The following is a 26,330-nucleotide window of genomic DNA, read 5'->3' as shown; positions in this document are numbered from 1 at the left end:
GGTAGCTTCCGGCTAAGCATACCAGAACTGCGCGGCGGCTGGCGCGTATAACCTGTAAGAAACCGCCCTAGCAGCGAAGGGCGCGATCGGTTAACATCGAAGGCCCTTTTATTCATTACAGAAAGCAAGTTCTCACTATGGCTCAAGTCGCGAAAAAATTATTGGTGACGTGCGCGCTACCGTACGCAAATGGTTCCATCCATCTCGGCCACATGCTCGAGCACATCCAGGCGGATATCTGGGTGCGTTACCAACGAATGCGCGGCCACGAAGTGCATTTCATCTGCGCGGACGACGCGCACGGCACGCCGATCATGCTGAAAGCGCAGCAACTGGGCGTTAAACCGGAAGAAATGATCGCGGAGATGAGCCAGGAGCACCAACAGGATTTCGCCGGCTTTGGCATCAGCTATGACAACTATCATTCGACCCATAGCGATGAAAACCGTGAGCTGTCCACCCTGATTTACAGCCGCTTGAAAGAAAACGGGTTTATCAAGAACCGCACCATTTCTCAGCTGTACGATCCGGAGAAAGGCATGTTCCTGCCGGATCGTTTCGTGAAAGGCACCTGCCCGAAATGCAAATCGCCGGATCAGTACGGCGACAACTGCGAAGTGTGCGGCGCCACCTACAGCCCGACGGAACTGATCGATCCGAAGTCCGTAGTTTCCGGCGCGACGCCGGTGATGCGCGACTCCGAGCACTTCTTCTTCGACCTGCCGGCCTTCAGCGAAATGCTGCAGGCGTGGACGCGCTCCGGCGCGCTGCAGGAGCAGGTAGCGAACAAGATGCAGGAGTGGTTCGAATCCGGCCTGCAGCAGTGGGACATCTCCCGCGATGCGCCTTACTTCGGCTTCGAAATCCCGGATGCGCCTGGCAAATACTTCTACGTCTGGCTGGACGCGCCGATCGGCTACATGGGCTCCTTCAAGAACCTGTGCGACAAGCGCGGCGATCTGGACTTCGACGAGTTCTGGCGCAAAGACTCCACCACCGAGCTGTACCACTTTATCGGCAAGGACATCGTCTACTTCCACAGCCTGTTCTGGCCGGCGATGCTGGAAGGCAGCCAGTTCCGCAAACCGAGCAACCTGTTCGTGCACGGTTACGTGACGGTGAACGGCGCCAAGATGTCCAAGTCGCGCGGCACCTTCATCAAGGCCGGCACCTACCTGCAGCACCTCGACGCCGACTGCCTGCGCTATTACTACGCCGCCAAGCTCTCTTCACGCATTGACGACATCGATCTCAATCTGGAAGACTTCGTGCAGCGCGTCAACGCCGACATCGTCAACAAGGTGGTGAACCTGGCTTCGCGCAACGCCGGCTTTATCAACAAGCGCTTCGGCGGCAAGCTGGCCGACACCCTGGCCGATCCGGCGCTGTACCAGACCTTCGTCGACGCGGCCCAGAGCATCGCCGAAACCTACGCCGCCCGCGAGTTCAGCCGCGCCATCCGCGAAATCATGGCGCTGGCCGATCTGGCCAACCGCTATGTGGATGAGCAGGCGCCGTGGGTGGTGGCGAAGGAAGAAGGCCGCGACGCCGATCTGCAGGCCATCTGCTCGATGGGCATCAACCTGTTCCGCGTGCTGATGACTTACCTTAAGCCGGTGTTGCCTTCGCTGACCGAACGCGCCGAAGCGTTCCTCAACGCCGAGCTGAGCTGGGACGCGATCCCGCAGCCGCTGCTGGGCCATCAGGTGAACGCATTCAAAGCGCTGTTCAACCGCATCGATCTGGACAAGGTCAACGCGATGGTCAGCGCCTCGAAAGAAGACATGGCCGCCGCCAAGCCGGTGACCGGTCCGCTGGCTGACGATCCAATCCAGGAAACCATCACCTTCGACGACTTCGCCAAGGTCGACATGCGTATCGCCCTGATCAAGAGTGCCGACTTTGTCGAGGGCTCCGACAAGCTGCTGAAGCTGCAGCTGGATCTGGGCGGCGAATCGCGCCAAATCTTCTCCGGCATTCGCTCCGCTTACCCGGACCCGAAAGCGCTGGAAGGCCGTCTGACCATCATGGTCGCCAACCTGGCGCCGCGTAAAATGCGCTTCGGCGTGTCAGAAGGCATGGTGATGGCGGCAGGCCCTGGCGGGAAAGAGATCTTCCTGCTGAGCCCGGACAGCGGCGCGCAGCCTGGCATGCAGGTCAAGTAATCGCGCAGATGCGCGGCGTAGGGAGGGTCGAGCTTGCTCGGCCCTTTTTTTTTATTGCCCCAACCCCCACGTTATAAGCATGAAGAAAAAGTCATAACCGCCCTGATTCCCCTGCCCGCCGCATCCGGCTATGATGCTCCGAAACCCAAAATAGACGTCCAGACAGAAAGACTGCTATAACAGACCTTCACCGGGATCGTTTCCCTGCTTTTTTGGAGCCTATAATAATGAAAAACCTCAAGACTTCGCTGCTCGCCCTCAGTCTGTTGTCCGCCCTGCCGCTGCAGGCGGCGGAAAACGCCACCGTACCCGCCGCCATCGCTCAGCATCAGGGGCCGGTGCGCATCGCGGTGATCCGCAACCTCGGATCCGACGACAACACCACGCAATTTTTGGCGGGCGCCATTCAGGAAGGGCGCAAGCTGGGCTTTAAGGTGGATACCTTCCTCAGCAATGGCGACGACGCGCGCTTCCAGGACTTCGTCAATCAGGCTATCAGCCAGAAATATGACGGCATCATTCTCTCGCAGGGGCGAGCCCCCTATTCCACCGACCTGGTCAAGCGCATCGCGGCGGCCGGCATCGCCGTCGCGGCTTTCGATACCGACGTCAGCGGCAGCGTTCCCGGCGTCACCGTCTCGCAGCAGGACGACGCTTCACTGGCCAATGCCTCCTTCGGCCAACTGGTGAAGGATTTCAACGGCCAGGCCAATATTGTCAAGCTGTGGGTGGCCGGCTTCCCGCCGATGGAGCGCCGTCAGGCCGCTTATCAGCAGTTGCTGAAACAGCATCCGGGCATTCATGAGCTGGAATCGATCGGCGCGGTCTCATCCGACGTGCAGGGCGATACCGCCAACAAGGTGGGCGCGGTGCTGGCGAAATACCCGAAAGGCAAGATCGACGCCATCTGGGGCACCTGGGACGCCTTTACCCAAGGGGCTTACAAGGCGTTGAAAGAGAACGGCCGCACCGAAATCAAGCTGTACAGCATCGATATCTCCAATCAGGATTTACAGCTGATGCGCGAGGCCGGCAGCCCGTGGCAGGTCAGCGTGGCGGTGGATCCGAAGCTGATCGGCGCGGTCAACCTGCGCCTGGTGGCCAACAAGATCGCCGGGGAAAGCACGCCGGACAACTATCAGTTCAAAGCGGCGGTCATTCCGCAGGCGCTGCTGCTGGCGCAGCCGGGGCCGGTCAACGTCGCCGGCCTGGCGAAGATCATCCCCGGCTGGGGCAGCAGCAGCGATTTCGTTCAGCCGTGGTTCGCCACGCTGCAGGCCGAACACGGTAAATAATGCTGTTTTTCACGAGGCTGCCGACGCAGCCTCTGTTTTTCAGATAAATATCGGCAGCCCCCTTCCGTCCCCGCCAAAATGCGCTATGTTATCTGCATCGCCCAATAACTGTATGCATAAACAGGTTTCAAATGAAGGGATTCCCCTCGCTGATCAACGTACTGCTGGCCAGTTCGCTGGTGTTGACCATCGGCCGCGGCGTCACGCTGCCGTTCATCACCATCTACCTCACCGAGCACTTCCAGCTGTTGCCGAAAAGCGTGGGCGTGATCCTGGGCGTCAGCCTCACCCTCGGCATCATCGCCAGCCTGTACGGCGGCTATCTGGTGGACAAATTCAGCAAAAACCGCCTGATCCTGCTGTCGATTTTATTGTTCGCGCTGAGTTTCTTCGCCATTCCCTGGATCCCGCGTCCCGGCGGCGTGATCGTGGTGCTGGCGATCCTGCATACCTGTTATTCGGTGCTGAGCATCACCATTAAGGCCTGTTTCGCCGATTGGCTGCCGGTCGAGCAGCGCATCAAGGCTTTCTCAATCAACTACACGCTGGTCAACGTCGGCTGGGCGATCGGCTCTGCGCTCGGCGTTCTGGTGGCCGGGCTGAGTTCGCTGCTGCCGTTCTACCTGTCAGGCGGCCTGGCGCTGGCGACGGTGACGGCGCTGAGCCTGCGCTTGCGCGGTGGTGAACAGCGCCCGGCACCCAGCGCCGCCGCACCGGCCGCGCTGGCCAACTTCCGTCAAACGCTGGCCATCTTGCGAAGCGATCGACGGCTGATCTACTTCACCCTCGGCAGCACGCTGGGCGCGGTGGTGTTCGGTCAGTTCACGGGCTATCTGTCGCAGTACCTGATCACCGTCTCCAGCGCCGAGTTCGCCTACAAAATCATCGGGTTGGTGATGATCGTCAACGCCGGTATCGTCATCGCCCTGCAATACCTGCTCAGCCGCGGCATGCGCCAGGAGAATATGCTGCGCTGGTTGGCGCTGGGCACGCTGTTTTTCATCGTCGGGCTGCTCGGTTTTATGGTGGCCGGCCAGGCGGTCTGGCTATGGCTGGCGGCGATGGCGGTGTTTACCTTAGGCGAGATCATCGTTATCCCGGTGGAATACATGTTCATCGACTTTATCGCGCCGCCGCACCTGAAAGGCAGCTACTATGGCGTACAGAACCTCAGCGCATTGGGCGGCGCCATCAACCCGGTGCTGTGCGGGGTCATGCTCAGCTACGCCGCGCCGCCGCTGATGTTCGTGATGCTGATCGTCGCCGCGCTGCTCAGCCTGCTGTTTTTCTTCCTCGGCCATCGTTTGGCTGAACGTTCTGCGGCAACGGCCGAAGACGCGCGCTGACCCTGCCTGCAACTCTCAAAGCAGGATGTCAACCCGCCGATCGCGCATGGCAGGCATAGCGAGAATTCATAGTGCGATCTGTGGCGTGGCTCACAGTTTAATTGTATGATGAATGCGTCAGTTAAACGGGAAAAGACAATGGCCAACGTGCTCACACTGTGCTGGAAATACCTCAGGGCCCTGCTCCTCATCTACCTGTGTCTGTTCGTCGGCAACGCAGTGGCGGCGCTGCTGCCTTTCGCCATTCCCGGCAGCATCATCGGCATGCTCTTGCTGTTCGCGCTGCTCTCCACCCAGATCCTGCCGGCCAAATGGGTTAAACCCGGCTGTCATTTGCTGATCCGCTACATGGTGCTGCTGTTCGTGCCGATCGGCGTCGGCGTGATGAAATATTACGACCAGATCGTCGCGCATCTGGGCCCGCTGGTCATTTCTTGCCTGATCAGCACGCTGATGGTGCTGGTGGTGGTCGGCTATACCTCACACTATTTTCACCGCGAGCGCCGCATTGCCGGCAAGCCCGACGACACGGAGGGCAACTCATGATCCACGAAATCTGGTGGTCGCTGCCGCTGACGCTGGCGGTCTATTTCGCCGCGCGCTGGCTGGCGCGCAAGTTGAACATGCCGCTGCTCAATCCGCTGCTAGTGTCCATGGCGGTGATCATCCCGCTGCTGCTGCTCAGCGGCATTTCCTATGAGCGCTACTTCCAGGGCAGCAGGATCCTCAACGATCTGCTGCAGCCGGCGGTCGTCGCGCTGGCCTTCCCGCTGTATGAGCAGTTGCACCAAATCCGCGCGCGCTGGAAGTCGATTATCACGGTGTGCTTCATCGGCAGCCTGACCGCCATGATCAGCGGCGGCGCCATCGCCCTGTGGTTGGGCGCCACGCCGGAAATCGCCGCCTCTATCTTGCCGAAATCGGTCACTACACCGATCGCGATGGCCGTCGCGGACTCGCTCGGCGGCATTCCGGCGATCAGCGCGGTTTGCGTTATTTTCGTCGGCATCCTCGGCGCCGTGTTCGGCCACACGCTGTTCAACCTGTTGAAAATCACGACCCCCTCGGCGCGTGGCCTGGCGATGGGCACGGCTTCCCACGCGCTGGGCACCGCGCGCTGCGCGGAGATGGACTATCAGGAGGGCGCCTTCGGCTCGCTGGCGCTGGTGATCTGCGGCATCATCACCTCGCTGCTGGCGCCGTTTGTGTTTCCGGTGCTGTTGCATCTGTTCGGTTGATCAGGATGAAACTTGCGATACATCTCGCATTTACGCCTTTTATTACATTGATTTCATCATTTAAGAGATATTGATCACACTTTAATGTCTCTGGCCTGCCTAGAATGTGATCCCGTTAACCTGTAGAGAGACCTTCCATGCATCCGCGTTTTCACACCGCTTTCAGCGCACTGCCCGCGACACTGCAATCCGCCCTGCAGCCCTATCTGGACGCGTCCGACTTTCCGGCGATGTTCACGGCCGAGCAAGCGGCGGCGATCCGCTCAGGTTGCGGGTTGGACGATGACGCGCTGGCATTCGCGCTGCTGCCGCTGGCGGCGGCCTGCTCGTTAACCCCGATATCGCATTTCCACGTCGGCGCCATCGCGCGCGGGCAAAGCGGCAATCTCTATTTCGGCGCCAATATGGAATTCAGCGGCGCGCCGCTGCAGCAATCCGTACATGCGGAACAAAGCGCAGTGACTCACGCCTGGCTGCGCGGCGAAAAAGCGCTGGCCTCGATCACCGTCAACTATACGCCGTGCGGCCACTGCCGCCAGTTTATGAATGAGCTGAACAGCGGCGGCGCGCTGCAAATCCGTTTACCTGGCCGCGCGCCGGCCACGCTGGCGGACTATCTGCCGGACGCCTTCGGCCCGAAAGATCTGGATGTCGCTTCACTGCTGATGGACGAGGTCAATCACGGGCATCAACTGCCGCTGAACGATGCGCTGACGCAAGCGGCGCTGGCGGCGGCCAACCGGAGCCACGCGCCGTACAGCAACGCCCACAGCGGCGTGGCGCTGGAAACGGCAGACGGCAATATCTACGCCGGCCGCTATGCGGAAAACGCCGCTTTTAACCCGAGCCTGCCGCCGCTGCAGGCCGCGCTGATCCTGCTGAACCTCTCCGGCGGCGACTGCCGAGCTATCCGTCGCGCCGTCCTGGCCGAGCCGCAGGACGCGAGCATCAGCCAATGGGACGCCACCCGCGTCACCCTGGCGGCGCTGGGTTGCCAAAACGTCAGCCGCGCCGCCTTCTAAGCGCACGACGGCGGGGCCATCCGGTTCCGCCGTTAACAGCACCGCCCGCCAAATACAATGCCCCGACGCCGCCAGAGACACTTTCTTTAGTTAAAAAATCATTTGATTGTCGATAATTACGCCAACCTGGTTCATCATCGGGCAACAAATGCTGTACATCTTCTCTTTATCTTTTAGGATCGTCGGCAATACAGTTATCTGATACGTGAAGAGTAAAACTGATGGAACTAGAATACGAAAGCAAACGCCCGCTCTACATCCCTTACGCCGGCCCGATTCTGCTGGAATTTCCGCTGCTGAACAAAGGCAGCGCTTTCACCGAGGAAGAACGTAGCCACTTCAACCTGCACGGCCTGCTGCCGGAAGCGGTGGAGACCATCGAAGAACAGGTGGAACGCGCCTACCGTCAGTATCAGGATTTCAAGAACGATAACGATAAGCACATCTACCTGCGCAACATCCAGGACACCAACGAAACCCTGTTCTATCGCCTGCTGGACTCGCACCTGAGCGAGATGATGCCAATCATCTACACCCCGACCGTCGGCGAGGCCTGTGAGCACTTCTCCGATATCTACCGCCGCGCGCGCGGGCTGTTCATCTCCTACCCGAACCGCGATCGCATCGATGACATGCTGCAAAACGCCACCAAGCAGAACGTCAAGGTGATCGTGGTGACCGACGGCGAACGCATTCTCGGCCTGGGCGACCAGGGCATCGGCGGCATGGGCATTCCCATCGGCAAGCTGTCGCTGTATACCGCCTGCGGCGGCATCAGTCCGGCCTATACCCTGCCGGTAGTGTTGGACGTCGGCACCAACAACCCGCAGCGCCTCAACGATCCGCTGTACATGGGCTGGCGCCATCCGCGCATCTCCGGCGAGGAATACCACGCCTTCGTCGAAGAGTTTATTCAGGCGGTCAAACGCCGCTGGCCGAACGTGCTGCTGCAGTTCGAAGACTTCGCGCAGAACAACGCCACCCCGCTGCTGAACCGCTACCGCGACGAGATCTGCTGCTTTAACGACGACATCCAGGGCACCGCCGCGGTCACCCTCGGCAGCCTGATCGCCGCCAGCCGCGCCGCCGGCAGCCAGCTGCGCGATCAGACCGTCACCTTCCTCGGCGCCGGTTCCGCCGGCTGCGGCATCGCCGAACAGATCATCGCGCAGATGAAGTCCGAGGGGTTGAGCGAAGACGAAGCGCGCGCCCGCGTATTCATGGTTGACCGTTTCGGCCTGCTGACCGACAAACTGCCGAACCTGCTCGACTTCCAGAGCAAGCTGGTGCAGAAGAGCGACAACCTGGCCGGTTGGGAAACCGCCAGCGACGCCATCTCGCTGCTGGACGTGGTGCGCAACGCCAAGCCGACCATTCTGATCGGCGTTTCCGGCCAGCCAGGGCTGTTTACCGAAGAGCTGATCCGCGAGATGCACAAGCACTGCGAACGCCCTATCGTGATGCCGCTGTCCAACCCAACCTCGCGCGTGGAAGCCCGTCCGGAAGACATCATTAACTGGACCGACGGCGCCGCCCTGGTCGCGACCGGCAGCCCGTTCGCGCCGGTAAGCTACAAAGAGCAGCTGTACCCGATCGCTCAGTGCAACAACTCCTACATCTTCCCGGGCATCGGTTTGGGCGTGCTGGCCTCCGGCGCCACCCGCGTCACCGACGCCATGCTGATGGCCGCCAGCCGCGCGCTGGCGGATTGTTCGCCGCTGGCGACCGACGGCCACGGCGCGCTGCTGCCGAATATCGACGATATTCAGGGCGTATCGAAGTGCATCGCCATGGAAGTGGGCAAAGCGGCGCAGCTGCAGGGTGTGGCGATCGTCACCTCCGAAGACGCACTGTCGAAAGCCATCGAGCACAACTTCTGGCGGCCGCAGTACCGCAGCTATAAGCGCACCTCGTTCTGATTGACGCGCTGAAATGACCCAGCCCGGCTTCGCCGGGCTTTTTTGTGCGGCAAAACCGCCGAAAAATGCGGCGACGCGCGTGCTTCAGGCGGTTCGCGTCTTGCGTCGGTCGGTCAGGTAAAGTAGCCTTGATCCATCTTTTTCAGCCCGGCGCGCGTAAGGCAACAACATGTGGAAACGCCTGATAATCAGCCTGTTCATCATCATTGCGGTGTTGATGGGCTCGGCTATTGCGCTCGATCGCTGGATCAGCTGGAAAACCGCGCCTTACGTCTACGACGAACTGCAGGAATTACCGCATCGCCAGGTCGGCGTAGTGCTCGGCACCGCCAAGTATTATCGCACCGGCGTGATCAACCAGTACTACCGTTACCGCATTCAGGGAGCGATCAACGCCTATAACAGCGGCAAGGTGAAATACCTGCTGCTGAGCGGCGACAATGCCCAGCAAAGCTATAACGAACCGATGACCATGCGCCGCGATCTGATCGCCGCCGGCGTGGCGCCGAGCGATATCGTGCTGGATTACGCCGGCTTCCGCACCCTGGATTCCATCGTGCGCACCCGCAAGGTGTTCGACACCAACGATTTCATCATCATCACCCAGCGCTTCCACTGCGAGCGCGCGCTGTTTATCGCCCTGCACATGGGCATTCAGGCGCAGTGTTACGCGGTGCCGTCGCCAAAGGACATGATGACGGTGCGCGCCCGCGAGATCTTCGCCCGTCTGGGCGCGCTGACCGATCTGTACATCCTCAAGCGCGAACCGCGCTTCCTCGGCCCGCTGATCCCGATCTCCGCCATGCACACTGTGCCGGAAGACGCCCAGGGTTATCCCGCCGTGTCACCGGAACAGCTGGTTGAGTTGGAGCACAAGCTGAAAGAAGAGAAGCAGAAAGCCAAACAGCCCTGACGCGGCAAACGCCCAAAAAAAAGCCGGAAAAATAGGCCTAATGCCGGTCACTTAAGCCTGACTGGTATTTTTTATCCAGTCTCTTTACGTGACGTGCAGGATGAATTGCCGTAAATCCCCCGAATTTCTCTGTTACTACAATGAACGGCAATTGGAGGGGCCGAAGGCGCGGCCCCTCCACCCGCGCCCTTGCTTAACACCGTCTGTCCGCTGTGCGGAAATTACTCGGCCCACCCTGGGCCTCGCCCCTTCGGGGCCGCTGCAAGCAGCGTTCAAATCTGCTCCCGGCAGATTTGTCCTCGCCGCGTCTGCATTGTCGGGCGGGTCGGCTGCGACAAACGTCCCTGTTAGTCTCGCCTCAACCGGCCTTCCCTGGCCGGTTGCCCCTGACAATGCCGTCTTGCTCGGCAGCCGGTGATGCGCGCCTAAGGTCAACACCCGAGCTGGCAGCTACCGGGCAACCTGTCCCTTATGAGGTTATGACAGAGAAGAGAAATCGGAGATGAGCACGGTATTGGACGCCCTTGAAGACGCCGAACGCAGGCATAGCGCATTAGGAGAAACCGCCATGGACGGCGGTTCCAGGTGAGACAGGCAGGGACGCCTGTCGCAACCGGCCTCAATGCGGTATGGCGGAGAGAGGACAAATCTGCCTGGAGCAGATTTGAACGCTGCTTGCAGCGGCCCCGAAGGGGCGAGGCCCAGGGATGGGCTGAGTAACGTTGGCAAAGCCAACCGTCTGATAGGGCAAAGGCGCGGGTTGCCAGGGGCCGCGCCTTCGGCCCCTGGCTCGGTCGAGGTGCTGGAGCCTCATGATGCACCTCTCATTTATCGACCGAAAACGACTCGAGTACTTCAAAAAAACGCTAACTGACCAGCATTAGGCAATAGGCCGGCCTTGTCGTCTGTGCTGCGGTAAATCTACTTCTTCTTGGCGTATTTCAACGAGTCCAGCGCCACAGCGAAGATGATGATGCTGCCCTTGATGATGTACTGCCAGTACGGGTTGATGCCGATATAGGTCAGGCCGTAGTTGATGACGGTAAAGATGATCACCCCGGTCACCACGCCCCACACCGTCCCCACCCCGCCGGCAAACGAGACGCCCCCCACCACGCAGGCGGCGATGGCGTCCAGCTCATACATAAAACCGAGGTTGTTGGTGGCGCTGCCGATGCGCCCCGCTTCCAGCAAGCCGCCGAAGGCATAGAACACGCCGGACAGCGCATAGATCATGATCAGGTTCAGCGGCACGTTGACGCCGGAGACCTTGGCCGCTTCCGGGTTGCCGCCGATGGCGAAGATGTTCTTGCCGAAGCGGGTCTTGGTCCACAGGATCCAGACGAAAATGATGGCGATCAGCGCATAGAAGGTGATGTACGACAGCTTGAAGTCGCCGAAGCGCAAAAAGCCTTGGGCAAAGGTGGAGAACTTCGGATCGAAGCCCGCGACCGGCGACGCGCCGACCGAATCGTAATACAGCGAGTTGATGCCGTAGACGATGATCATGGTGCCCAACGTGGTGATGAACGGCGTCACGTTGAGGTAGGCGATAATCAGGCCGTTAACCAGACCGATCACCGCGCCGACCGCACACACCAGCAGGATGACCACGGGAATCGACCAGGTTTCCATGTGCGGGAACACTTTGTTGACGTTATCCATCGACTGCAGCAGCGTGGCCGCCACCACCGCCGCCAGCCCCACCTGCCGCCCGGCGGACAGGTCGGTGCCCTGGGTCACGATCAGCCCCGCCACGCCCAGCGCGATGATGATGCGCACCGAAGACTGCGTCAGGATATTGCTCAGGTTCATCAGGCTGAGGAAAGTGGGGTCCTGAATGATGATGATGCCCAACAGCACCAGCAACACCACGTAAATGCCGCCTTCCTTGAAATAGGTAAATAAGGTTTTTTTATTTAGCGCGTTCATAATTCGAATCCTTAAAGGTGCAGGGAGGCAAGACGTAAGATTTCATTTTGCGAGGTCTGTTTGGTGTTAACGATGCCCGCAACCTGGCCGTTGCTCATCACCAAAATGCGGTCGGTGATCCCCAAAAGCTCCGGCATTTCGGACGAGACGATAATGATCCCCTTGCCCTTCTTCGCCAGCTCGGTCATCAGCTGATAGATCTCGAACTTGGCGCCCACGTCGATGCCGCGCGTCGGTTCATCCAGCATCAGGATCTCCGGCTGCGTCAGCAGCCAACGGCCGATGATCACCTTTTGCTGATTGCCGCCGGACAGCGAGCCGATATGGGTGTGATGCCCCGGCGTTTTCACCCGCATGGCGTCGATCACCCACTGGGTGTCGCTCTTCATCCGCGCGTTGTCCAGCAGGCCGAGCTTGTTTTTATAATTGCGGATGTTGGAGATCAGCGAGTTGAAACCCACGTCGAGGTAGGCGTAAATCCCGGTGGATCGGCGCTCTTCGGTCACCAGCGCGAAACCGTGGTTAATCGCTTCGTTGGCGCTGTGGTTGTCGATCGCCTTGCCGTGCAGCTTGATAGTGCCCGCCACCTTCTCGCGAATGCCGAACAGCGTCTCGACGATGTCGGTGCGCTTGGCGCCCACCAGCCCGGCGATGCCGAGGATCTCGCCCTGGTGCAGATCGAAGGACACATCGCGGATCGAAGGCTGGCGCAGCGACGTCAGGTTCTTCACCTCGAGGATCACCTCACCCGGCGTGTTCTGCCTGTCGGGGAAACGCTGGCTCAGCGAGCGGCCGACCATCATGGCGATGATCTTGTCCATATCCAGCCCTTCCAGCGGCTGGGTGGCGATCCACTGGCCGTCGCGCAGCACCGTTATCTCGTCGCACAGCTGGAAGATCTCTTCCATCTTGTGCGAGATATAGACGATGCCGCAGCCGCGCTCTTTCAGCTTGCGGATGATGGTGAACAGGTGATTGACCTCTTTCTCCGTCAACGAAGAGGTCGGTTCGTCCATGATGACGATCTTGGCGTCATAGGAAAACGCTTTGGCGATCTCGATCATCTGCATCTGCGACACCGACAGGTTGCCCACCTTTTCGCGCGGGTTGATGTCGATATCCAGCTCGTCGAAGATCGCCTGAGTGTCTTTGAACATCTTGTCCTGATCGACGAACAGGCCTTTGGTCGGGTAGCGTCCCAGCCACATGTTGTCCATCACGGTGCGCTGCAGCACCAGGTTCAGCTCCTGATGCACCATGGAAACGCCGTGCTCCAGCGCTTCCTTCGAGCTCTTGAAGTCGATTTCCCGGCCCTGAAATACAATGCTGCCGCTGTCTTTTTTGTAAATGCCGAACAGGCATTTCAACAACGTCGATTTCCCCGCGCCGTTCTCCCCCATCAGGGCGTGAATGGAGTGCGGACGGACGCGTAAATTGACATTGTCCAAGGCTTTGACGCCGGGAAATGACTTACAAATATCCGTCATTTCCAGCAAAAATTCGCGTGAGCTATCGGCCATAAATACACCTGGCTTAACGATCTTGCAGTCGTAAACATCCCCGCCGGCGGTATCCCTGGTGTTGGCGCCGCAGGCGGGGTCTTAGCGGGATCTCAATTCTTATTTAATGAACTGAGACAGGTTGTCTTTATCTACGCCGACGTAAGGGATACGCACGACTTTATTTTCGATTTTATATTGGGTGCCTTCGGTGGCCGGTTTGCCCGCCGCCAGGTTTTTCGCCAGCTCGAAGGTGGCCTTCGCCTGATTGTCGGCGTCATTCAGCACCGTGCCCGCCATCGCGCCGGATTTCACCAGCGCCAGCGCTTCAGGCAGCGCATCCACGCCGAACACCGGAATACTGGTCTTGTTGTGCGCTTTCAGCGCTTCCACCGCGCCCATCGCCATGGCGTCGTTGTTGGCGATCACCACTTCGATCTTGTTGGCGTTCGGGCCGGAGAGCCAGGCGTCCATCTTGTCTTTCGCCTGCGCGGTATCCCACATCGCGGTATCCAACTGCAGCTGTTGGGTCTTGATGCCTTTCTCGTTCAGCGTTTTCACCACGTAGGTGGTGCGCGCTTCGGCATCCGGGTGGCCCGGCTCGCCCTTCAGCAGCACGAATTGGATCTGGCCGTCTTTGTTCAGATCCCAGGCCGGATTGGCTTTCCAGTGTTTGGCGATCAGTTCGCCCTGGATCACGCCGGACTCTTTGGAATCGGTGCCGACGTAATACGCCTTGTCATAGCTGTCCAGCGCTTTGCGGGAAGGTTCTTTGTTGTAGAACACCACTGGGATATCGTTTGCGCGCGCCTTATCGATAACCACCGGCGCCGCGGCCGGGTCGACCAGGTTGATCGCCAGCGCTTTCACGCCCTTGGCCAGCAGCACGTCGATCTGATCGTTCTGTTTGGACTGATCGTTCTGCGAGTCATTCATCAACAGGGTAACGTCCGGTGAAGCCTTGGCGTCTTTCTCGATCGCTTTGCGCACCACCGACATGAAGTTGTCGTCGTATTTGTAAATCGTGACGCCAATACGGGTATCAGCATGGGCTGCGGCGCCAAACATCATGGCAGCGGCCATGGCGGCCAGGGTGAAAACCTTCTTATTCATTGTCAATCTCCGGTTCTGTGTAGGGTATTACTCGTCTTTGAGCCAATGGTCACCGGCAGTGCGCGCACCCCAGGCCAGGCGATTTCCACTCAACACCTGTCGTCCGTGGATCTTGTTATTTCCGAGAAATGCTGTGTCAGCGCGAGATAAACGGTTACAGCGGCAAGGGCCTTTGCGCCTGAAAACGCCTAGAGCATAGACGGCGTGATGTTAATATTCTGTGAATTTTCTCACAGATTGAAAACGGTTACACAAGATTAAATCGTCAGAGAGTGACCGTCGCCTCACTTTGCCAGGGGGCGACAGAATGGCGCCGCACCAGCGTCGGCATGAACAGATGGCTCGCCTGCGGCTCCGCCAGGCCTGCTGCGCCCTGTAATGCCAGCTCGGTCGCCAACGTGGCCATCGAAACGATCGGGTAACGCACCGTGGTAAGTTTAGGGCTGGTGTAGCGCGCGATGGGAATGTCGTCGAAGCCGATCAGCGAAAAATGCTGCGGCACCGTGATACCGTTTTCTTTCAGCACCGCCATGGCGCCGGCGGCCATGGCGTCGTTGTAGGCAAACACCGCGCTCAGCTGTAAGTTGCGCCCCAGCAGCTCGACCATCGCCGCCTCGCCGCCCTGCAGATCCGGCGAACCGTACGCGCGCCAGCTGTCGGGCGTCGCCAGCCCGGCGGCGGCCATCGCCTGCGCATAGCCTTGCTGACGCAGCGGCCCGTCTTCGATCGGGTGATTGGAGCCCAGATAACCGATGCGCCGATGGCCCTGCGAGAGCAGAAGACGCATCGCCATGTCAGCGCCGCAGACGTTGTCCAGCCCAACGCAGCGCGGCTCATAGCCGGGGATAATCCGATTGATCAGCACCATGCCCGGCACCTGCTCCAGAAAGCCGATCAGTTCGGCGTCGCTCAAGGCTTTGGCGTGAACAATCAGGGCGTTACAGCGCTGACGGATCAGCACTTCGATCGCATGGCGCTCTTTGTCCGCCTGATGATAACTGTTGCCGATCAGCAGATACTTGTGGTGTTTCTGCGCCACCGTGTCTACCGCTTTCACCAGCGCGCCGAAGAACGGATCGGACACGTCCATCACCACCACGCCCAGCGTATCGCTGCTTTGGGTCGCCAGCGCCTGTGCATTGGCGTTGGGGCGGTAGCCCAGTTCCGCCACCGCCTGCAGCACCTGTTCGCGCGTCTCTTTGCTGGTCAGCGCGCTGTGATTGAGCACGCGAGACACGGTCGCCACGGAGACGCCGGCGCGTTTCGCCACGTCGCGAATAGTGATCGGATGAACTGGAGGCATGCGGGATCCTGAAATCGGGGTAGTGGCCGGTGGCGCTATCCTACCCCGATTGACCCGCAGCGCTGCGTGAATTACGTCACAGGAAAGAAAACGTTTACATACATTTTTTTAACCTGCCGATGGGCGCTCACTTCAGCGCTTTGGATTCCGTTTCACCGGCGGCCATCTGCGTCAATTTGCGCCACAGCCATTCCATCGGCCCCTGTTCGAAGTAACGCAGCCACAGTGCGGAAAAGACCAGGTTGACCCACCAGACCAGCGGCACAAACGCCAACAGCTGCAGCCGGTCGAACTGCTCATAGAGGCCAAAGCGATAAAACAGCGTAGTGCAGATCAGCGTTTGCAACAGGTAGTTGCTCAGCGCCATGCGCCCCACCTGGCTCAGCCAGTGGGCGATGCGCAGACGCGACAGCGCGGGCCAGAAACCGTAACACAGCGCCAGGTAACCCAGCGCCTGCAGCGGCGCGCCCAGCTCGCGCGGCACCTGCAGCAGGAAACCGCTCCAGCGATACTCCCAATGCACCTGCCATTGCAGCGCCACCGCCGGCAGTTGGATCAGCATGGACAGCGGCAACAGCCACGCCGCCTGCCGCAGGTAATAGCCGGAGGAATAGCTGCCGCGCAGCCAGCCGCTGCGCATTAGCCCGGCGCCGAACAGCATCAGCCCCGCCAGCTCCCAGCCATACTGCGCGCCGATGGCCAGCAGGCTGGACGAGAGCAGATCGGCGCGACTGCGCCAGGCTTCGAAACCGCCCTGCAGCTTCCAGAACTTCTCGTACTGCAATTCCGCCACGCCCGGCTGCCAGAAGCTGCCCGGTTCACCGTGCGAGACAAAACCGAGCAGCAGCAGCACCGCCACGCCGATCAGGTAGAGCACCACGCCGGTTTTCAGCAGTTGGAATGTGTCTTTGGCTTCGCGGATCATGCGCCAGCACACCAGGCCGATCAGCCCGTAGGCCAGCAGAATGTCGCCGTCCCACAGGAAGATGGCGTGCGCGAGGCCGAACAGCACCAGCCACGACAGCCGCGCGCGGATCCAGCTTTTGCCGCGCCGCAGCAGCATTTGCAGCCCGGCGCCGAACAGCAGCGCGAACATCGCCAGGAACTTGGCCTGGGCGAAGAGATCCAGCAGCGCCCAGGTCCAGGCGTCGCGCGATGACGGCATCCCCAGATAGGCCGGATTGAGGTAGGCGGCCTTCGGCAAGCCGAAGGCGCTGATGTTCAGCAATAAGATGCCGAGGATGGCGATGCCGCGCACGCAGTCCAGCGTGGCGATGCGCGGCAGAGGATGACTGTTCATTTTTTATCGCTGTCTTCCGCTCATGAAAAAGGCGCCCGCAGGCGCCTGTTGTCGTTTTGCGAGTCGCCCCGCAACGCCATCACCCCTGGTGATGGCGCACCGCGCGCAGGAACTCCTGGCGGGTATTTTGGCTGGACTTGAACAGCCCCCCCAACGAGGTGGTGGTGGTGGCGCTGGTCGCGTCGCGAATGCCGCGCGCTTTGACACAATAATGGACTGCATCGATCGATACCGCCACGTTATTGGTGCCGAGCAGGGTCTGCAGCGCAACCAGGATCTGCTGGGTCAGGCGCTCTTGCACCTGCGGACGCTGGGAGAAGAACTGCACAATGCGGTTGATCTTCGACAGACCGATCACCGAGTCTTTCGGGATATAGGCCACGGTGGCCTTGCCGTCGATGGTGACGAAGTGGTGTTCACAGGTGCTGGTCAGCGTGATATCGCGCACCGTCACCATCTCATCCACCTTCATTTTGTTCTCAATGACGGTGATTTTCGGGAAGTTGGCGTAGTCCAGACCGGAGAAGATCTCGTCGACATACATTTTGGCGATGCGATGCGGCGTTTCCGCCAGGCTGTCGTCAGACAGATCGAGATTCAGCAGCTGCATGATTTCGGTCATGTGCTCTTTGATGCGACGCTTGCGCGTTTCGCGATCCAGCACTTCCCCGCGCAGCGGTGTCTCCAGACCACGCTCTTCCAGTGCCGCATGCACCAGCGCGGCTTCTTTACTTAATGATGTCATGTATTTGTTCTCCTGCGGACGGAACCCGCCGGCGGCCTGATAGGGCGTGCGGCCGGCGAATTGCTTGCTCTCGTGACGGCAGAGTTTTCGTGGTGGATAACGTGAACCCGGTCAAGATTTTGCCCCCACTGTAGATGAGAGCGCGGCGATTATCCAGTGATAGTGCTTCATCCAGAGGTGAAATCTTCGCATTTAGCACAATCAGGCCGGCTGCGGGTCTCCACGCTTTTTGTATGGATTTTAATCACCGAGTCGCCGTTTTTTGCGCCAACCGCCGCGCCGGGGTATTTACCGCCAGCCCTCCAGCCACCAACAGCGCTATCACCGCCACATACAGCGCCGGTTCCAACCGATGGGTCAAGGCGGTCGACAGCGCCGACAGCATCGGCCCAACCAGCTGGCCGATCGCATAACCGGTGGTCAGCAATCCGGCCATGTAACGCGCATGGCGCGGCGCCAGTTCACGGCCGTGCTGAAGGGCGAGCTGCACCACACAGAGGAAACCGCCGCCGGTCAGCAACGCCCCGAGCGCCAGGCCGGCCACGCCCGGCACCACTTCGGCGCTCAGTACGCCGAGCGCCTGTACCCACAGCGTGATCGCCAACCGGGTTTGGGTAGTCAGCCGATGGCGGGTCACAATGCCGATAACGATCCCCAGCACCGCCGCGCCGCCGAACACCGGCCAGACGAACTGTGCGAACAGGCTGTCGGGAAAACGCGCCGCCGCCATCTGCGACAAGAAGGTCGCCGGCAGGATATAGCCGAAGCCGGCCAGGCTGTAGCTCCACACCAGACGCTTGAGCGCCGGCGTCAGCAGCAGCGGCTCCGGGGCCACGTCCGGGCGATGCAGCTCGCCGCTGCGCGGCAGAAAGGCGCTAATCCCCCCGACCAGCACCAGCGCCAGCCCGCCATACACCAGCCAGGCCTGCGCCGCCGTCAGCCCCAGCGCGTTGATGCCCACCGCCAGCATGCCGCTGAGGAAGATGCCGGCGCCCGGCCCGGCGAACACCGCCGCGCTCAGCGCCGGCCGGCCGTAGTGCGCCAACCGCTCGTTGGTCCAGGCCGCCACCAGCACCATCGCCCAGCCGCTGGCCCAGCCGATGACGAAGCGCAGCGCGCCGTGGATCCATTCATCCTGCGCCAACGCCGACAGCAGCGTCAGCGCCATCGCACCCCATACGCCCAGCCACAGGCGCCGCTCGACGTGGCGCGTGGCGCGCATCGCGTCGTAGGCGCCGCACAGGTATCCCAAATAGTTGATCGCCGCCACCAGCCCAGCGCCGGTCAGGCTGAACTGGTGGTCAGCGATCATCAGCGGCACCTGAGGGGTGAAAGCGAAGCGGCCAATGCCCATCGCCACGATCAGCGCGGCAAACCCGCTCAAGGCAATACGTAAAGCCATACCGGTATCCAAAAGGTTAAAAGAAAGTTGCCAGTATCATGCCGCAGTATTAAACTCACAAAAACTGAATAATAGTTATCAAGTTCATCACGAAACGAGAATATTATGGATCTGACTCAGCTTCGCATGTTCTGCTGCGTAGCGGAAACCGGCTCGGTCGCCCGCGCCGCCGAGCAGCTGCACCGCGTGCCGTCGAATCTGACCACCCGGCTGCGCCAGCTCGAGCAGGAGCTGGGCGCCGATCTGTTTATCCGCGAAAAACAGCGCCTGCGCCTGTCGCCGATGGGCCATAACTTTCTGTGCTACGCCAATCGCATCCTGGCGCTGAGCGACGAGGCGATGAGCATCACCCATGCCGGCGAACCGGCGGGCAACTTTGCTCTCGGCTCGATGGAGAGCACCGCCGCCACCCGCCTGCCCTCGCTGCTGGCAGCTTACCACCAGCGTTTCTCGCAGGTGTCTCTGTCGCTGACTACCGGCACCTCCGGCGAAATCGCCGATCGGGTGCGCGCCGGCACGCTGGCGGCAGCGCTGGTCGACGGCCCGGTGCCCTATGACGAGCTAAACGGCTGCATCGCCTATCCTGAACATATGGTGGTGATCTCCTGTCTCGATCACGCGCCGATCCACAGCGCCAAAGACGCCAACGGCGAAACGCTGTTCGCCTTTCGCGCCAGCTGTTCCTACCGCCTGCGGCTGGAGGCCTGGTTCAAGCGCGAAGGCGCGCGGCCGGGGCAGATCATGGAGATCCAGTCCTATCACGCCATGCTGGCCTGCGTCGCCAGCGGCGCCGGGCTGGCGATGATCCCGCATTCGGTGCTCAGCCTGCTGCCGGGCCATGAGCGGGTTCGGGTTCACACCCTGCCGCCGGACGTGGCCGACACCGCCACCTGGCTGCTGTGGCGCCGCGACGCGTTCGGGCCGAACGTGCGCGCGCTGAAAGAATTGATTATTGAACAGACGGAAACCGCCGCTGTTGATGAAAGCACCCCCAACGATTTATCAGACGTTGTCGATATCGCCTGATTTAAAAAGAAAACCACTGAGGAGACTATGATGGAGATGATCAAAACCCGCGCCGCCGTTGCCTGGGGCCCGAACCAGCCGCTGAAGATCGAAGAAGTCGAGCTGATGCCACCGCAAAAAGGCGAAGTGCTGGTGCGGATCGTCGCCACCGGCGTTTGTCACACCGACGCCTACACCCTGTCCGGCAAAGATCCGGAAGGCGTGTTCCCGGCGATCCTCGGCCACGAGGGCGGCGGCGTGGTGGAAGCGGTCGGTGAAGGCGTCACCAGCGTGGCGGTCGGCGATCACGTGATCCCGCTCTACACCCCGGAGTGCGGCGAGTGCAAATTCTGTAAATCCGGCAAGACCAACCTGTGCCAGGCGATCCGCTCCACTCAGGGCAAAGGCCTGATGCCGGACGGCACCACCCGCTTCTTCAAGGACGGCAAGCCGATCTTCCACTACATGGGCACCTCCACCTTCTCCGAATACACCGTGGTGCCGGAAATTTCACTGGCGAAAATCAACAAGGAAGCGCCGCTGGAGGAAGTGTGCCTGCTGGGCTGCGGCGTCACTACCGGCATGGGCGCGGTGATGAACACCGCCAAAGTGCAACCGGGCGACACCGTGGCGATCTTCGGCCTGGGCGGCATCGGCCTGTCGGCGATCATCGGCGCGCAGATGGCCGGCGCGGGCCGCATCATCGGCATCGACATCAACACCAGCAAGTTCGATCTGGCCCGCAAGCTGGGCGCCACCGATCTGATCAACCCGAAAGACTATGACAAGCCGATTCAGGAAGTGATCGTCGAGCTGACCGACGGCGGCGTCGATTTCTCCTTCGAGTGCATCGGCAACGTCAACGTGATGCGTTCCGCGCTGGAGTGCTGCCACAAGGGCTGGGGCGAATCGGTGATCATCGGCGTCGCAGGCGCCGGCGAAGAGATCTCGACCCGTCCGTTCCAACTGGTCACCGGCCGCGTCTGGCGCGGTTCGGCGTTCGGCGGCGTCAAGGGCCGTTCGCAGCTGCCGGGCATCGTCGAGCGCTATCTGGACGGCGAATTCGCGCTGAACGACTTTATCACCCACACCATGGGGCTGGAGCAGATCAACGAAGCGTTCGATTTGATGCACGAAGGCAAATCGATCCGTTCCGTCATCCACTTCGACCAATAAGCCAGGAGGCAGAGATGACGTTGTCATTGGAACTTCTCGAAGAGCACCGCATGTTCGGCGGCTGGCAGCAGCGCTATCGCCACGCGGCGCAGAGCCTGAATTGCAACATGACATTCAGCATCTACCTGCCGCCGCCGCGCGATGACAACCCGCCGCCGGTGCTGTACTGGCTGTCGGGGTTGACCTGCAACGACGAGAACTTCACGTTGAAAGCCGGCGCGCAGCGCATCGCCGCCGAGCTGGGCCTGGTGCTGGTGATGCCGGACACCAGCCCACGCGGCGACGAGGTGCCGAACGACGAAGGCTACGATCTGGGCCAGGGCGCCGGGTTCTACCTGAACGCCACCCAGGCGCCGTGGGATCGCCATTTCCGCATGTACGACTACATCAGCGCCGAACTGCCGGCGCTGATCGAACAGCACTTCAGCGTCAGCGATCGTCAGTCGATCTTCGGCCACTCGATGGGCGGCCACGGCGCGCTGATGATGGCGTTTCGCAATCCGCAGCGCTTCCGCTCGGTATCGGCGTTCGCACCGATCGTTAACCCGTGCCAGGTGCCGTGGGGCCGCAAGGCGTTCACCGCCTATCTGGGCAGCGACGAAAGCCAGTGGCTGCAGTACGACAGCTGCCATCTGCTGGCCAGCGGCGCGGAGAAAATGCCGGTGCTGATCGATCAGGGCGACGACGACCAGTTCCTGGCCGACCAGCTGCAGCCGGCACGGTTGGCGGAGCTGGCGCGCCAGCGCGACTGGCCGCTGACGCTGCGCATTCAGCCGGGGTACGATCACAGCTACTTCACCATCGCCACCTTCGTGGAAGATCACCTGCGCTTCCACGCCGAGCACCTGTTCCGTTAATAAAAAAATCCGGGCGGTTAATAAAACGCCCGGATTTATTTAAAAACCATCAATCAGAAAATCGATGGCAGCTTTATTTGATTCCTGTGCTCATTGGCATTACCAACGGCCTTGCCGAGCTGTGAAATACGTACGGCAGCCATCTCATGGGTCATAACGAGAAACTTTTCGCCGTTGACCTCAATCTCCGGGCACAGGCGTGCAGAAATTTTAACCCTGACGTTATCCAATGCATAAAGAGGGATCATTAACCGGGTCGAGAAGGCATCAATAAGATCGCTTTGAACGTCCAGTAAGTAGGGATAGGCTGATGCCGGATACGTATTGTCATATACGGTAAACTGCATATTCAAAATGTCCGATATTCATCAGACAACAAACCATTTTCTTCAGTGATACGATTAAGTTCTTCTAACGCCGCGCGATTTTGCTCGCGCCACTGTTGAATCTCAATATCCCTGACACGGACGCTCAATGCGTCTGTCAATACGGATGACACATTGACGCCCAGGGATTTTGCGCGCTGGAAAAGATCGCGATCGATGGTTACGTTGACTGTCTTTTTCGTCACATTGTTATTTGCCATATCCATACCTCATCCCTGTAATATACGCGGGTCAAATTTTCATCAATTATACTCGTAAACAGGGGTATGCCAATTCAGCGATACCCTCACCCCTTCAGTTTCGGATCCAACGCGTCGCGCAATCCGTCGCCCAACAGGTTGAAGGCCAGCACGGTGATGAATATCGCCAGGCTGGGGAAGATCGCCACGTGCGGCGCGATCACCATATCGGCGCGCGCCTCGTTGAGCATCGCCCCCCACTCCGGCGTCGGCGGCTGGGCGCCCAGGCCCAGAAACGACAGGCTGGCGGCGGTGATGATCGAGGTGCCGATGCGCAGGGTGAAATAGACCACGATCGAAGACAGGGTGCCCGGCAGAATGTGCCGCAGGATGATGGTCCAGTCCGAGGCGCCGATGCTGCGCGCCGATTCGATATAGGTCAGGTGCTTCAGCACCAGCGTATTGCCGCGCACCAGGCGGGCGAAGGCCGGAATGCTGAAGATCGCCACCGCGACGATCACGTTGGCCATGCCGCTGCCCATGATCGCCACCACGCCGATCGCCAGCAGAATGCCGGGAAACGCGAACAGCACGTCGCAGACGCGCATGGTGAGGCGATCCCACCAGCCCTCATAGTAACCGGCCAGCAGCCCCAGCAGGGTGCCGATCGCCCCGCCCGCCAGCACCGAGAACACCCCGGCCGCCAGCGAAATACGCGTGCCCATCAGGATGCGGCTGAAGATATCGCGCCCGAGGGAATCTACGCCCAGCCAATGCATCAGCGAAGGCCCCTCATTCAGCCGGTCGTAATCGAAGTAATTTTCCGCATCGAACGGCGCCAGATAAGGCGCCAGCAGCGCCGCCGCAATCAGCAGCAGCACCAACAGGCCGGCGACCAGCGCCGCCCGCTGGCGGCGAAAACGCCGCCAAAATTCGCCCCACGGCGTGCGTACCGCGTTAGGGTCGATAAGCGGCATCGCCTTCAATGCGGCGCTGCGCCGCCAATGCTTAATCATGCCGCGTCCTCATTGGTAACGAATCGCCGGGTTGATCGCCGCGTACAGCATATCCACCAGCAGGTTGATCAGGATGAACTCCAGCGAGAACAGCAGCACCTCGGCCTGGATCACCGGGTAATCGCGCATTTCCACCGAGTCCACCAGCAACCGCCCCAGCCCCGGCCAGTTGAACACCTTCTCCACCACGATCGAACCGCCGAGCAGGAAGCCGAACTGCAGCCCCATCATGGTCACCACCGGGATCATCGCGTTGCGCAGGCCGTGTTTCATCACCACCACGCTTTCCCGTACGCCCTTGGCGCGCGCGGTGCGCATGTAGTCCTCCTGCAACACCTCGACGAACGAAGCGCGGGTGAAACGCGCCATCACCGCCGCCACCGCCGCCCCCAGGGTGATAGAAGGCAGAATGTAGTGCCGCCAGCTGTCGGCGCCCACCGTCGGCAGCCACCCCAGCTCGACCGAGAACACCTGCATCAGCAGCATGCCGAGCGCAAAGGCCGGGAACGAGATCCCCGATACCGCCAGCGTCATGCCGAGACGATCCGGCCAACGGTTACGCCACACCGCCGACACCACGCCGATCGCCAGACCGAACGCCACCGCCCACAGCATGCTGGCCACGGTCAGCCAGAAGGTCGGCATAAAGCGCGAGGCGATCTCTTCGCTCACCGGGCGCTTGGACACCATCGAGATGCCGAAGTCGCCCCGCAGCGCGTTGACGAAAAAGTGCGCGAACTGCTGAGGCAGCGGCTTATCCAGCCCCAGATCCTTGCGCACCAGCTGCACCACCGCCTCGTCGGCCTCCGGCCCCGCCGCCAGCCGCGCCGGATCGCCCGGCAGCAGGTGGACGAACAGGAACACCAGCACCGCCACGATCAGCAGCGTCGGGATCAGGCCCAGCAGTCGTTTCAGAAAATAATTGAGCATCTCATTCCTTCCCCCGCCCGCCGCCGTCGGGCCGCAGGCGGGGATGGGCGCCTTATTTCAGATCGGCGTTATCAAAGTTGAACGAGGTATCCGGCATCACGTAGAAACCGCTCAGCTGTTTGCTGTTGGCCGACAACAGACGTTCGGTCGCCAGGAAGATCCAGGGCGCGTCGGCCCAGATGCGATCCTGCGCGTCCTGATACAATTTCTGCTTCTCGGCGCGATCGGTGGTCGCCAGCGCGTCGGTCAGATCCTTGTCCACCCGCGGGTTGCTGTAGAACGCGGTGTTGAACTGCTTCGGCGGCGCCGCCTGGGTGGAGAACAGCGGCGACAGCGCCCAGTCCGCTTCCCCGGTCGAGGCCGACCAGCCGGTGTAGAACAGCCGCACGCCGGTGTCTTTCACCCCGACGCTCTCCACCTGCGCCGCGCGCTGCCCGGCGTCCATCGCCGTCACCGTCACTTTCACCCCCACCTGCGCCAGCTGCTGCTGGGTGAACTGCAGCACTTTCTGCGCGGTGCTGTGGTTGTGGGACGACCACAGCGTGGTAGTAAAACCGTTCGGGTAACCGGCCTCTTTCAGCAGCTCACGCGCCTTGGCCGGATCGTACGGCCACGGCTTGTAGCGGGCGGCGAAGTCGATCGCCGGCGGCACCGGCCCTTCCGCCGGCACCGCATAACCGGCGAACGCCACCTTGATCAGCGCGTCCTTGTTAATCGCGTAGTTCAGCGCCTGGCGCACCTTCGGGTTGTCGAACGGCTTTTGAGTGACGTTCATGCTGATGTAACGCTGCAGGATCGACGGGGCAGCCACCACGTCCAGCTTGGCGTTGCCCTCCAACACCTTGGCCTGCTCGTAAGGGATCGGGAAGGCGAAGGTCGCCTCGCCGGTCTGCAGCATCGCCGCGCGGGTGTTGTTATCCACCACCGGGCGCCAGGTGATGCTGTCGAGCTTCGGCAGCCCCGGCTGCCAGTAGCCGTCGAACTTCTTCACCTTGACGAAATCGGTCTGGTTCCAGGTCACGAACTGATACGGCCCGGTGCCGACCGGATGGAAACCGATCTCCTTGCCGTATTGCTTCAGCGCCGCCGGGGAGATGATCGCCGCCGCCGGGTGCGCCAGATTGTTGACGAACGCCGAGAACGGCGCCTTCAGCACGATCTTCACCGTATTGGCGTCCACCGCCTCGGTTTTGTCGATCATCTTGAACAGGTTATAGCGCTTGAGGTGGCTGTCCGGGTTGCTGGCGCGATCGAGGTTGATCTTCACCGCTTCGGCGTTGAACGCGGTGCCGTCGTGGAATTTGATGCCCTGGCGCAGTTTGACGGTATAGCTCAAGCCGTCTTTGCTGACCTCATAGCTGTCCGCCAGCACGTTTACCAGCTTCATGTCCTTGTCGAAGCCGAACAGCCCCTGATAGAAAGACTTGGCCACCGCCTGCGACAGCGTGTCGTTGGCGTCATAAGGATCGAGGGTGGTGAAGTTGGAGGCCACGGCGATCACCGCGTCCTTCGCCGCCCAGACCGGGCCGGTTCCCGCCGCCAGCAGTACGGCGGCCAACAGCGCATTGCGTTTGAATGTGTGCTTCATG

General features: G+C 60.7%; 23 protein-coding genes. 11 read left to right on the top strand and 12 right to left on the bottom strand.

Annotation, left to right across the window (positions count from 1 at the left end; translation table 11 throughout):
- Positions 1-137: 137 nt before the first annotated feature.
- From metG to sanA, 8 genes are all read left to right on the top strand, one after another.
- Positions 138-2,165, top strand: a complete 2,028-nt coding sequence (gene metG / locus HWW83_RS01620; protein ID WP_176588943.1) for a methionine--tRNA ligase — start codon at positions 138-140, stop codon at positions 2,163-2,165.
- Positions 2,166-2,392: 227 nt separating this feature from the next.
- On the top strand, positions 2,393-3,460 hold the full coding sequence (locus HWW83_RS01615) for a sugar ABC transporter substrate-binding protein (RefSeq protein ID WP_047572131.1): 1,068 nt from the start codon (positions 2,393-2,395) through the stop codon (positions 3,458-3,460).
- Positions 3,461-3,591: 131 nt separating this feature from the next.
- Positions 3,592-4,806, top strand: a complete 1,215-nt coding sequence (locus HWW83_RS01610) for an MFS transporter (RefSeq protein WP_033642449.1) — start codon at positions 3,592-3,594, stop codon at positions 4,804-4,806.
- A gap of 138 nt (positions 4,807-4,944) precedes the next feature.
- Complete coding sequence (locus HWW83_RS01605; RefSeq protein WP_033642448.1) at positions 4,945-5,352, top strand: CidA/LrgA family protein; 408 nt, start codon at positions 4,945-4,947, stop codon at positions 5,350-5,352.
- Entirely contained in the window at positions 5,349-6,044 is a 696-nt protein-coding gene (locus HWW83_RS01600) for a CidB/LrgB family autolysis modulator (RefSeq protein WP_033642447.1), read from the top strand. Before HWW83_RS01605 ends, HWW83_RS01600 begins: the two co-directional genes overlap by 4 nt.
- 137 nt (positions 6,045-6,181) lie before the next feature.
- On the top strand, positions 6,182-7,066 hold the full coding sequence (gene cdd / locus HWW83_RS01595) for a cytidine deaminase (RefSeq protein ID WP_033642446.1): 885 nt from the start codon (positions 6,182-6,184) through the stop codon (positions 7,064-7,066).
- Between the two features lie 221 nt (positions 7,067-7,287).
- Positions 7,288-8,985: an NAD-dependent malic enzyme gene (locus HWW83_RS01590; protein ID WP_004938945.1), complete on the top strand. Its 1,698-nt coding sequence runs from the start codon at positions 7,288-7,290 to the stop codon at positions 8,983-8,985.
- 169 nt (positions 8,986-9,154) lie between these two features.
- Positions 9,155-9,898 carry an outer membrane permeability protein SanA gene (gene sanA, locus HWW83_RS01585; protein WP_004938948.1) on the top strand — a complete coding sequence of 248 codons (744 nt, stop codon included), beginning with the start codon at positions 9,155-9,157 and terminating at the stop codon, positions 9,896-9,898.
- Positions 9,899-10,819: 921 nt separating this feature from the next.
- Here the strand turns inward: sanA and mglC are convergent.
- From mglC to HWW83_RS01550, 7 genes are all read right to left on the bottom strand, one after another.
- Entirely contained in the window at positions 10,820-11,830 is a 1,011-nt protein-coding gene (gene mglC / locus HWW83_RS01580) for a galactose/methyl galactoside ABC transporter permease MglC (protein ID WP_033650595.1), read from the bottom strand.
- Between the two features lie 11 nt (positions 11,831-11,841).
- Positions 11,842-13,350 (bottom strand): galactose/methyl galactoside ABC transporter ATP-binding protein MglA, encoded by a 1,509-nt coding sequence (mglA, locus tag HWW83_RS01575; RefSeq protein WP_004938959.1) that lies wholly within the window; start codon positions 13,348-13,350, stop codon positions 11,842-11,844.
- Between the two features lie 99 nt (positions 13,351-13,449).
- Entirely contained in the window at positions 13,450-14,442 is a 993-nt protein-coding gene (gene mglB / locus HWW83_RS01570) for a galactose/glucose ABC transporter substrate-binding protein MglB (protein WP_033650594.1), read from the bottom strand.
- Positions 14,443-14,707: 265 nt separating this feature from the next.
- A complete protein-coding gene (galS, locus tag HWW83_RS01565; RefSeq protein WP_033642442.1) occupies positions 14,708-15,745 on the bottom strand; it encodes an HTH-type transcriptional regulator GalS in 1,038 nt (345 codons plus the stop codon).
- Between the two features lie 127 nt (positions 15,746-15,872).
- Complete coding sequence (gene yeiB, locus HWW83_RS01560; RefSeq protein WP_269474679.1) at positions 15,873-17,045, bottom strand: DUF418 domain-containing protein YeiB; 1,173 nt, start codon at positions 17,043-17,045, stop codon at positions 15,873-15,875.
- A 79-nt stretch (positions 17,046-17,124) separates the two neighbouring features.
- Positions 17,125-17,790, bottom strand: coding sequence for a GTP cyclohydrolase I FolE (gene folE / locus HWW83_RS01555; protein ID WP_004938969.1), 666 nt, complete (start codon positions 17,788-17,790; stop codon positions 17,125-17,127).
- Between the two features lie 244 nt (positions 17,791-18,034).
- Entirely contained in the window at positions 18,035-19,192 is a 1,158-nt protein-coding gene (locus tag HWW83_RS01550) for a YbfB/YjiJ family MFS transporter (protein WP_046686702.1), read from the bottom strand.
- Positions 19,193-19,297: 105 nt separating this feature from the next.
- Between HWW83_RS01550 and ptrR the strand changes: the two genes are divergently transcribed.
- Genes ptrR through fghA form a run of 3 tightly spaced genes read left to right on the top strand, consistent with a single transcriptional unit; the run spans position 19,298 to position 22,230 of the window.
- Entirely contained in the window at positions 19,298-20,218 is a 921-nt protein-coding gene (gene ptrR, locus HWW83_RS01545) for a putrescine utilization regulator PtrR (protein ID WP_016928453.1), read from the top strand.
- Positions 20,219-20,248: 30 nt separating this feature from the next.
- The gene (locus HWW83_RS01540; protein WP_033642438.1) at positions 20,249-21,373 is read left to right on the top strand and encodes an S-(hydroxymethyl)glutathione dehydrogenase/class III alcohol dehydrogenase; all 1,125 of its coding nucleotides are present in this window, start codon (positions 20,249-20,251) and stop codon (positions 21,371-21,373) included.
- Between the two features lie 14 nt (positions 21,374-21,387).
- On the top strand, positions 21,388-22,230 hold the full coding sequence (gene fghA / locus HWW83_RS01535; RefSeq protein WP_015377214.1) for an S-formylglutathione hydrolase: 843 nt from the start codon (positions 21,388-21,390) through the stop codon (positions 22,228-22,230).
- Between the two features lie 53 nt (positions 22,231-22,283).
- Here the strand turns inward: fghA and HWW83_RS01530 are convergent, their stop codons facing one another.
- The 5 genes from HWW83_RS01530 to gsiB form a co-directional block, all read right to left on the bottom strand.
- Complete coding sequence (locus HWW83_RS01530; protein ID WP_373270214.1) at positions 22,284-22,577, bottom strand: CcdB family protein; 294 nt, start codon at positions 22,575-22,577, stop codon at positions 22,284-22,286.
- Between the two features lie 2 nt (positions 22,578-22,579).
- Positions 22,580-22,822 (bottom strand): type II toxin-antitoxin system CcdA family antitoxin, encoded by a 243-nt coding sequence (locus HWW83_RS01525; protein ID WP_078061989.1) that lies wholly within the window; start codon positions 22,820-22,822, stop codon positions 22,580-22,582.
- 80 nt (positions 22,823-22,902) lie between these two features.
- Positions 22,903-23,811, bottom strand: coding sequence for a glutathione ABC transporter permease GsiD (gsiD, locus tag HWW83_RS01520; protein ID WP_015377211.1), 909 nt, complete (start codon positions 23,809-23,811; stop codon positions 22,903-22,905).
- A 9-nt stretch (positions 23,812-23,820) separates the two neighbouring features.
- Positions 23,821-24,741, bottom strand: a complete 921-nt coding sequence (gene gsiC, locus HWW83_RS01515) for a glutathione ABC transporter permease GsiC (protein ID WP_025302141.1) — start codon at positions 24,739-24,741, stop codon at positions 23,821-23,823.
- Between the two features lie 52 nt (positions 24,742-24,793).
- Positions 24,794-26,329 (bottom strand): glutathione ABC transporter substrate-binding protein GsiB, encoded by a 1,536-nt coding sequence (gene gsiB, locus HWW83_RS01510; RefSeq protein WP_129993296.1) that lies wholly within the window; start codon positions 26,327-26,329, stop codon positions 24,794-24,796.
- Between the last annotated feature and the right edge of the window lies 1 nt (position 26,330).

This window comes from Serratia ureilytica (genome assembly GCF_013375155.1).
GTDB lineage: Bacteria > Pseudomonadota > Gammaproteobacteria > Enterobacterales > Enterobacteriaceae > Serratia > Serratia ureilytica.
Note: the sequence above shows the minus strand (reverse complement) of the source record. Positions and strands in the feature narration are given on the sequence as shown.

Bases quoted from the DNA above. Each gene is read 5' to 3' on its own strand.
- metG (WP_176588943.1), top strand. From the start codon at position 138: ATGGCTCAAGTCGCGAAAAAATTATTGGTGACGTGCGCGCTACCGTAC.
- HWW83_RS01615 (WP_047572131.1), top strand. From the start codon at position 2,393: ATGAAAAACCTCAAGACTTCGCTGCTCGCCCTCAGTCTGTTGTCCGCC.
- HWW83_RS01610 (WP_033642449.1), top strand. From the start codon at position 3,592: ATGAAGGGATTCCCCTCGCTGATCAACGTACTGCTGGCCAGTTCGCTG.
- HWW83_RS01605 (WP_033642448.1), top strand. From the start codon at position 4,945: ATGGCCAACGTGCTCACACTGTGCTGGAAATACCTCAGGGCCCTGCTC.
- HWW83_RS01600 (WP_033642447.1), top strand. From the start codon at position 5,349: ATGATCCACGAAATCTGGTGGTCGCTGCCGCTGACGCTGGCGGTCTAT.
- cdd (WP_033642446.1), top strand. From the start codon at position 6,182: ATGCATCCGCGTTTTCACACCGCTTTCAGCGCACTGCCCGCGACACTG.
- HWW83_RS01590 (WP_004938945.1), top strand. From the start codon at position 7,288: ATGGAACTAGAATACGAAAGCAAACGCCCGCTCTACATCCCTTACGCC.
- sanA (WP_004938948.1), top strand. From the start codon at position 9,155: ATGTGGAAACGCCTGATAATCAGCCTGTTCATCATCATTGCGGTGTTG.
- mglC (WP_033650595.1), bottom strand. From the start codon at position 11,830: ATGAACGCGCTAAATAAAAAAACCTTATTTACCTATTTCAAGGAAGGC.
- mglA (WP_004938959.1), bottom strand. From the start codon at position 13,350: ATGGCCGATAGCTCACGCGAATTTTTGCTGGAAATGACGGATATTTGT.
- mglB (WP_033650594.1), bottom strand. From the start codon at position 14,442: ATGAATAAGAAGGTTTTCACCCTGGCCGCCATGGCCGCTGCCATGATG.
- galS (WP_033642442.1), bottom strand. From the start codon at position 15,745: ATGCCTCCAGTTCATCCGATCACTATTCGCGACGTGGCGAAACGCGCC.
- yeiB (WP_269474679.1), bottom strand. From the start codon at position 17,045: ATGAACAGTCATCCTCTGCCGCGCATCGCCACGCTGGACTGCGTGCGC.
- folE (WP_004938969.1), bottom strand. From the start codon at position 17,790: ATGACATCATTAAGTAAAGAAGCCGCGCTGGTGCATGCGGCACTGGAA.
- HWW83_RS01550 (WP_046686702.1), bottom strand. From the start codon at position 19,192: ATGGCTTTACGTATTGCCTTGAGCGGGTTTGCCGCGCTGATCGTGGCG.
- ptrR (WP_016928453.1), top strand. From the start codon at position 19,298: ATGGATCTGACTCAGCTTCGCATGTTCTGCTGCGTAGCGGAAACCGGC.
- HWW83_RS01540 (WP_033642438.1), top strand. From the start codon at position 20,249: ATGGAGATGATCAAAACCCGCGCCGCCGTTGCCTGGGGCCCGAACCAG.
- fghA (WP_015377214.1), top strand. From the start codon at position 21,388: ATGACGTTGTCATTGGAACTTCTCGAAGAGCACCGCATGTTCGGCGGC.
- HWW83_RS01530 (WP_373270214.1), bottom strand. From the start codon at position 22,577: ATGCAGTTTACCGTATATGACAATACGTATCCGGCATCAGCCTATCCC.
- HWW83_RS01525 (WP_078061989.1), bottom strand. From the start codon at position 22,822: ATGGATATGGCAAATAACAATGTGACGAAAAAGACAGTCAACGTAACC.
- gsiD (WP_015377211.1), bottom strand. From the start codon at position 23,811: ATGATTAAGCATTGGCGGCGCAGCGCCGCATTGAAGGCGATGCCGCTT.
- gsiC (WP_025302141.1), bottom strand. From the start codon at position 24,741: ATGCTCAATTATTTTCTGAAACGACTGCTGGGCCTGATCCCGACGCTG.
- gsiB (WP_129993296.1), bottom strand. From the start codon at position 26,329: ATGAAGCACACATTCAAACGCAATGCGCTGTTGGCCGCCGTACTGCTG.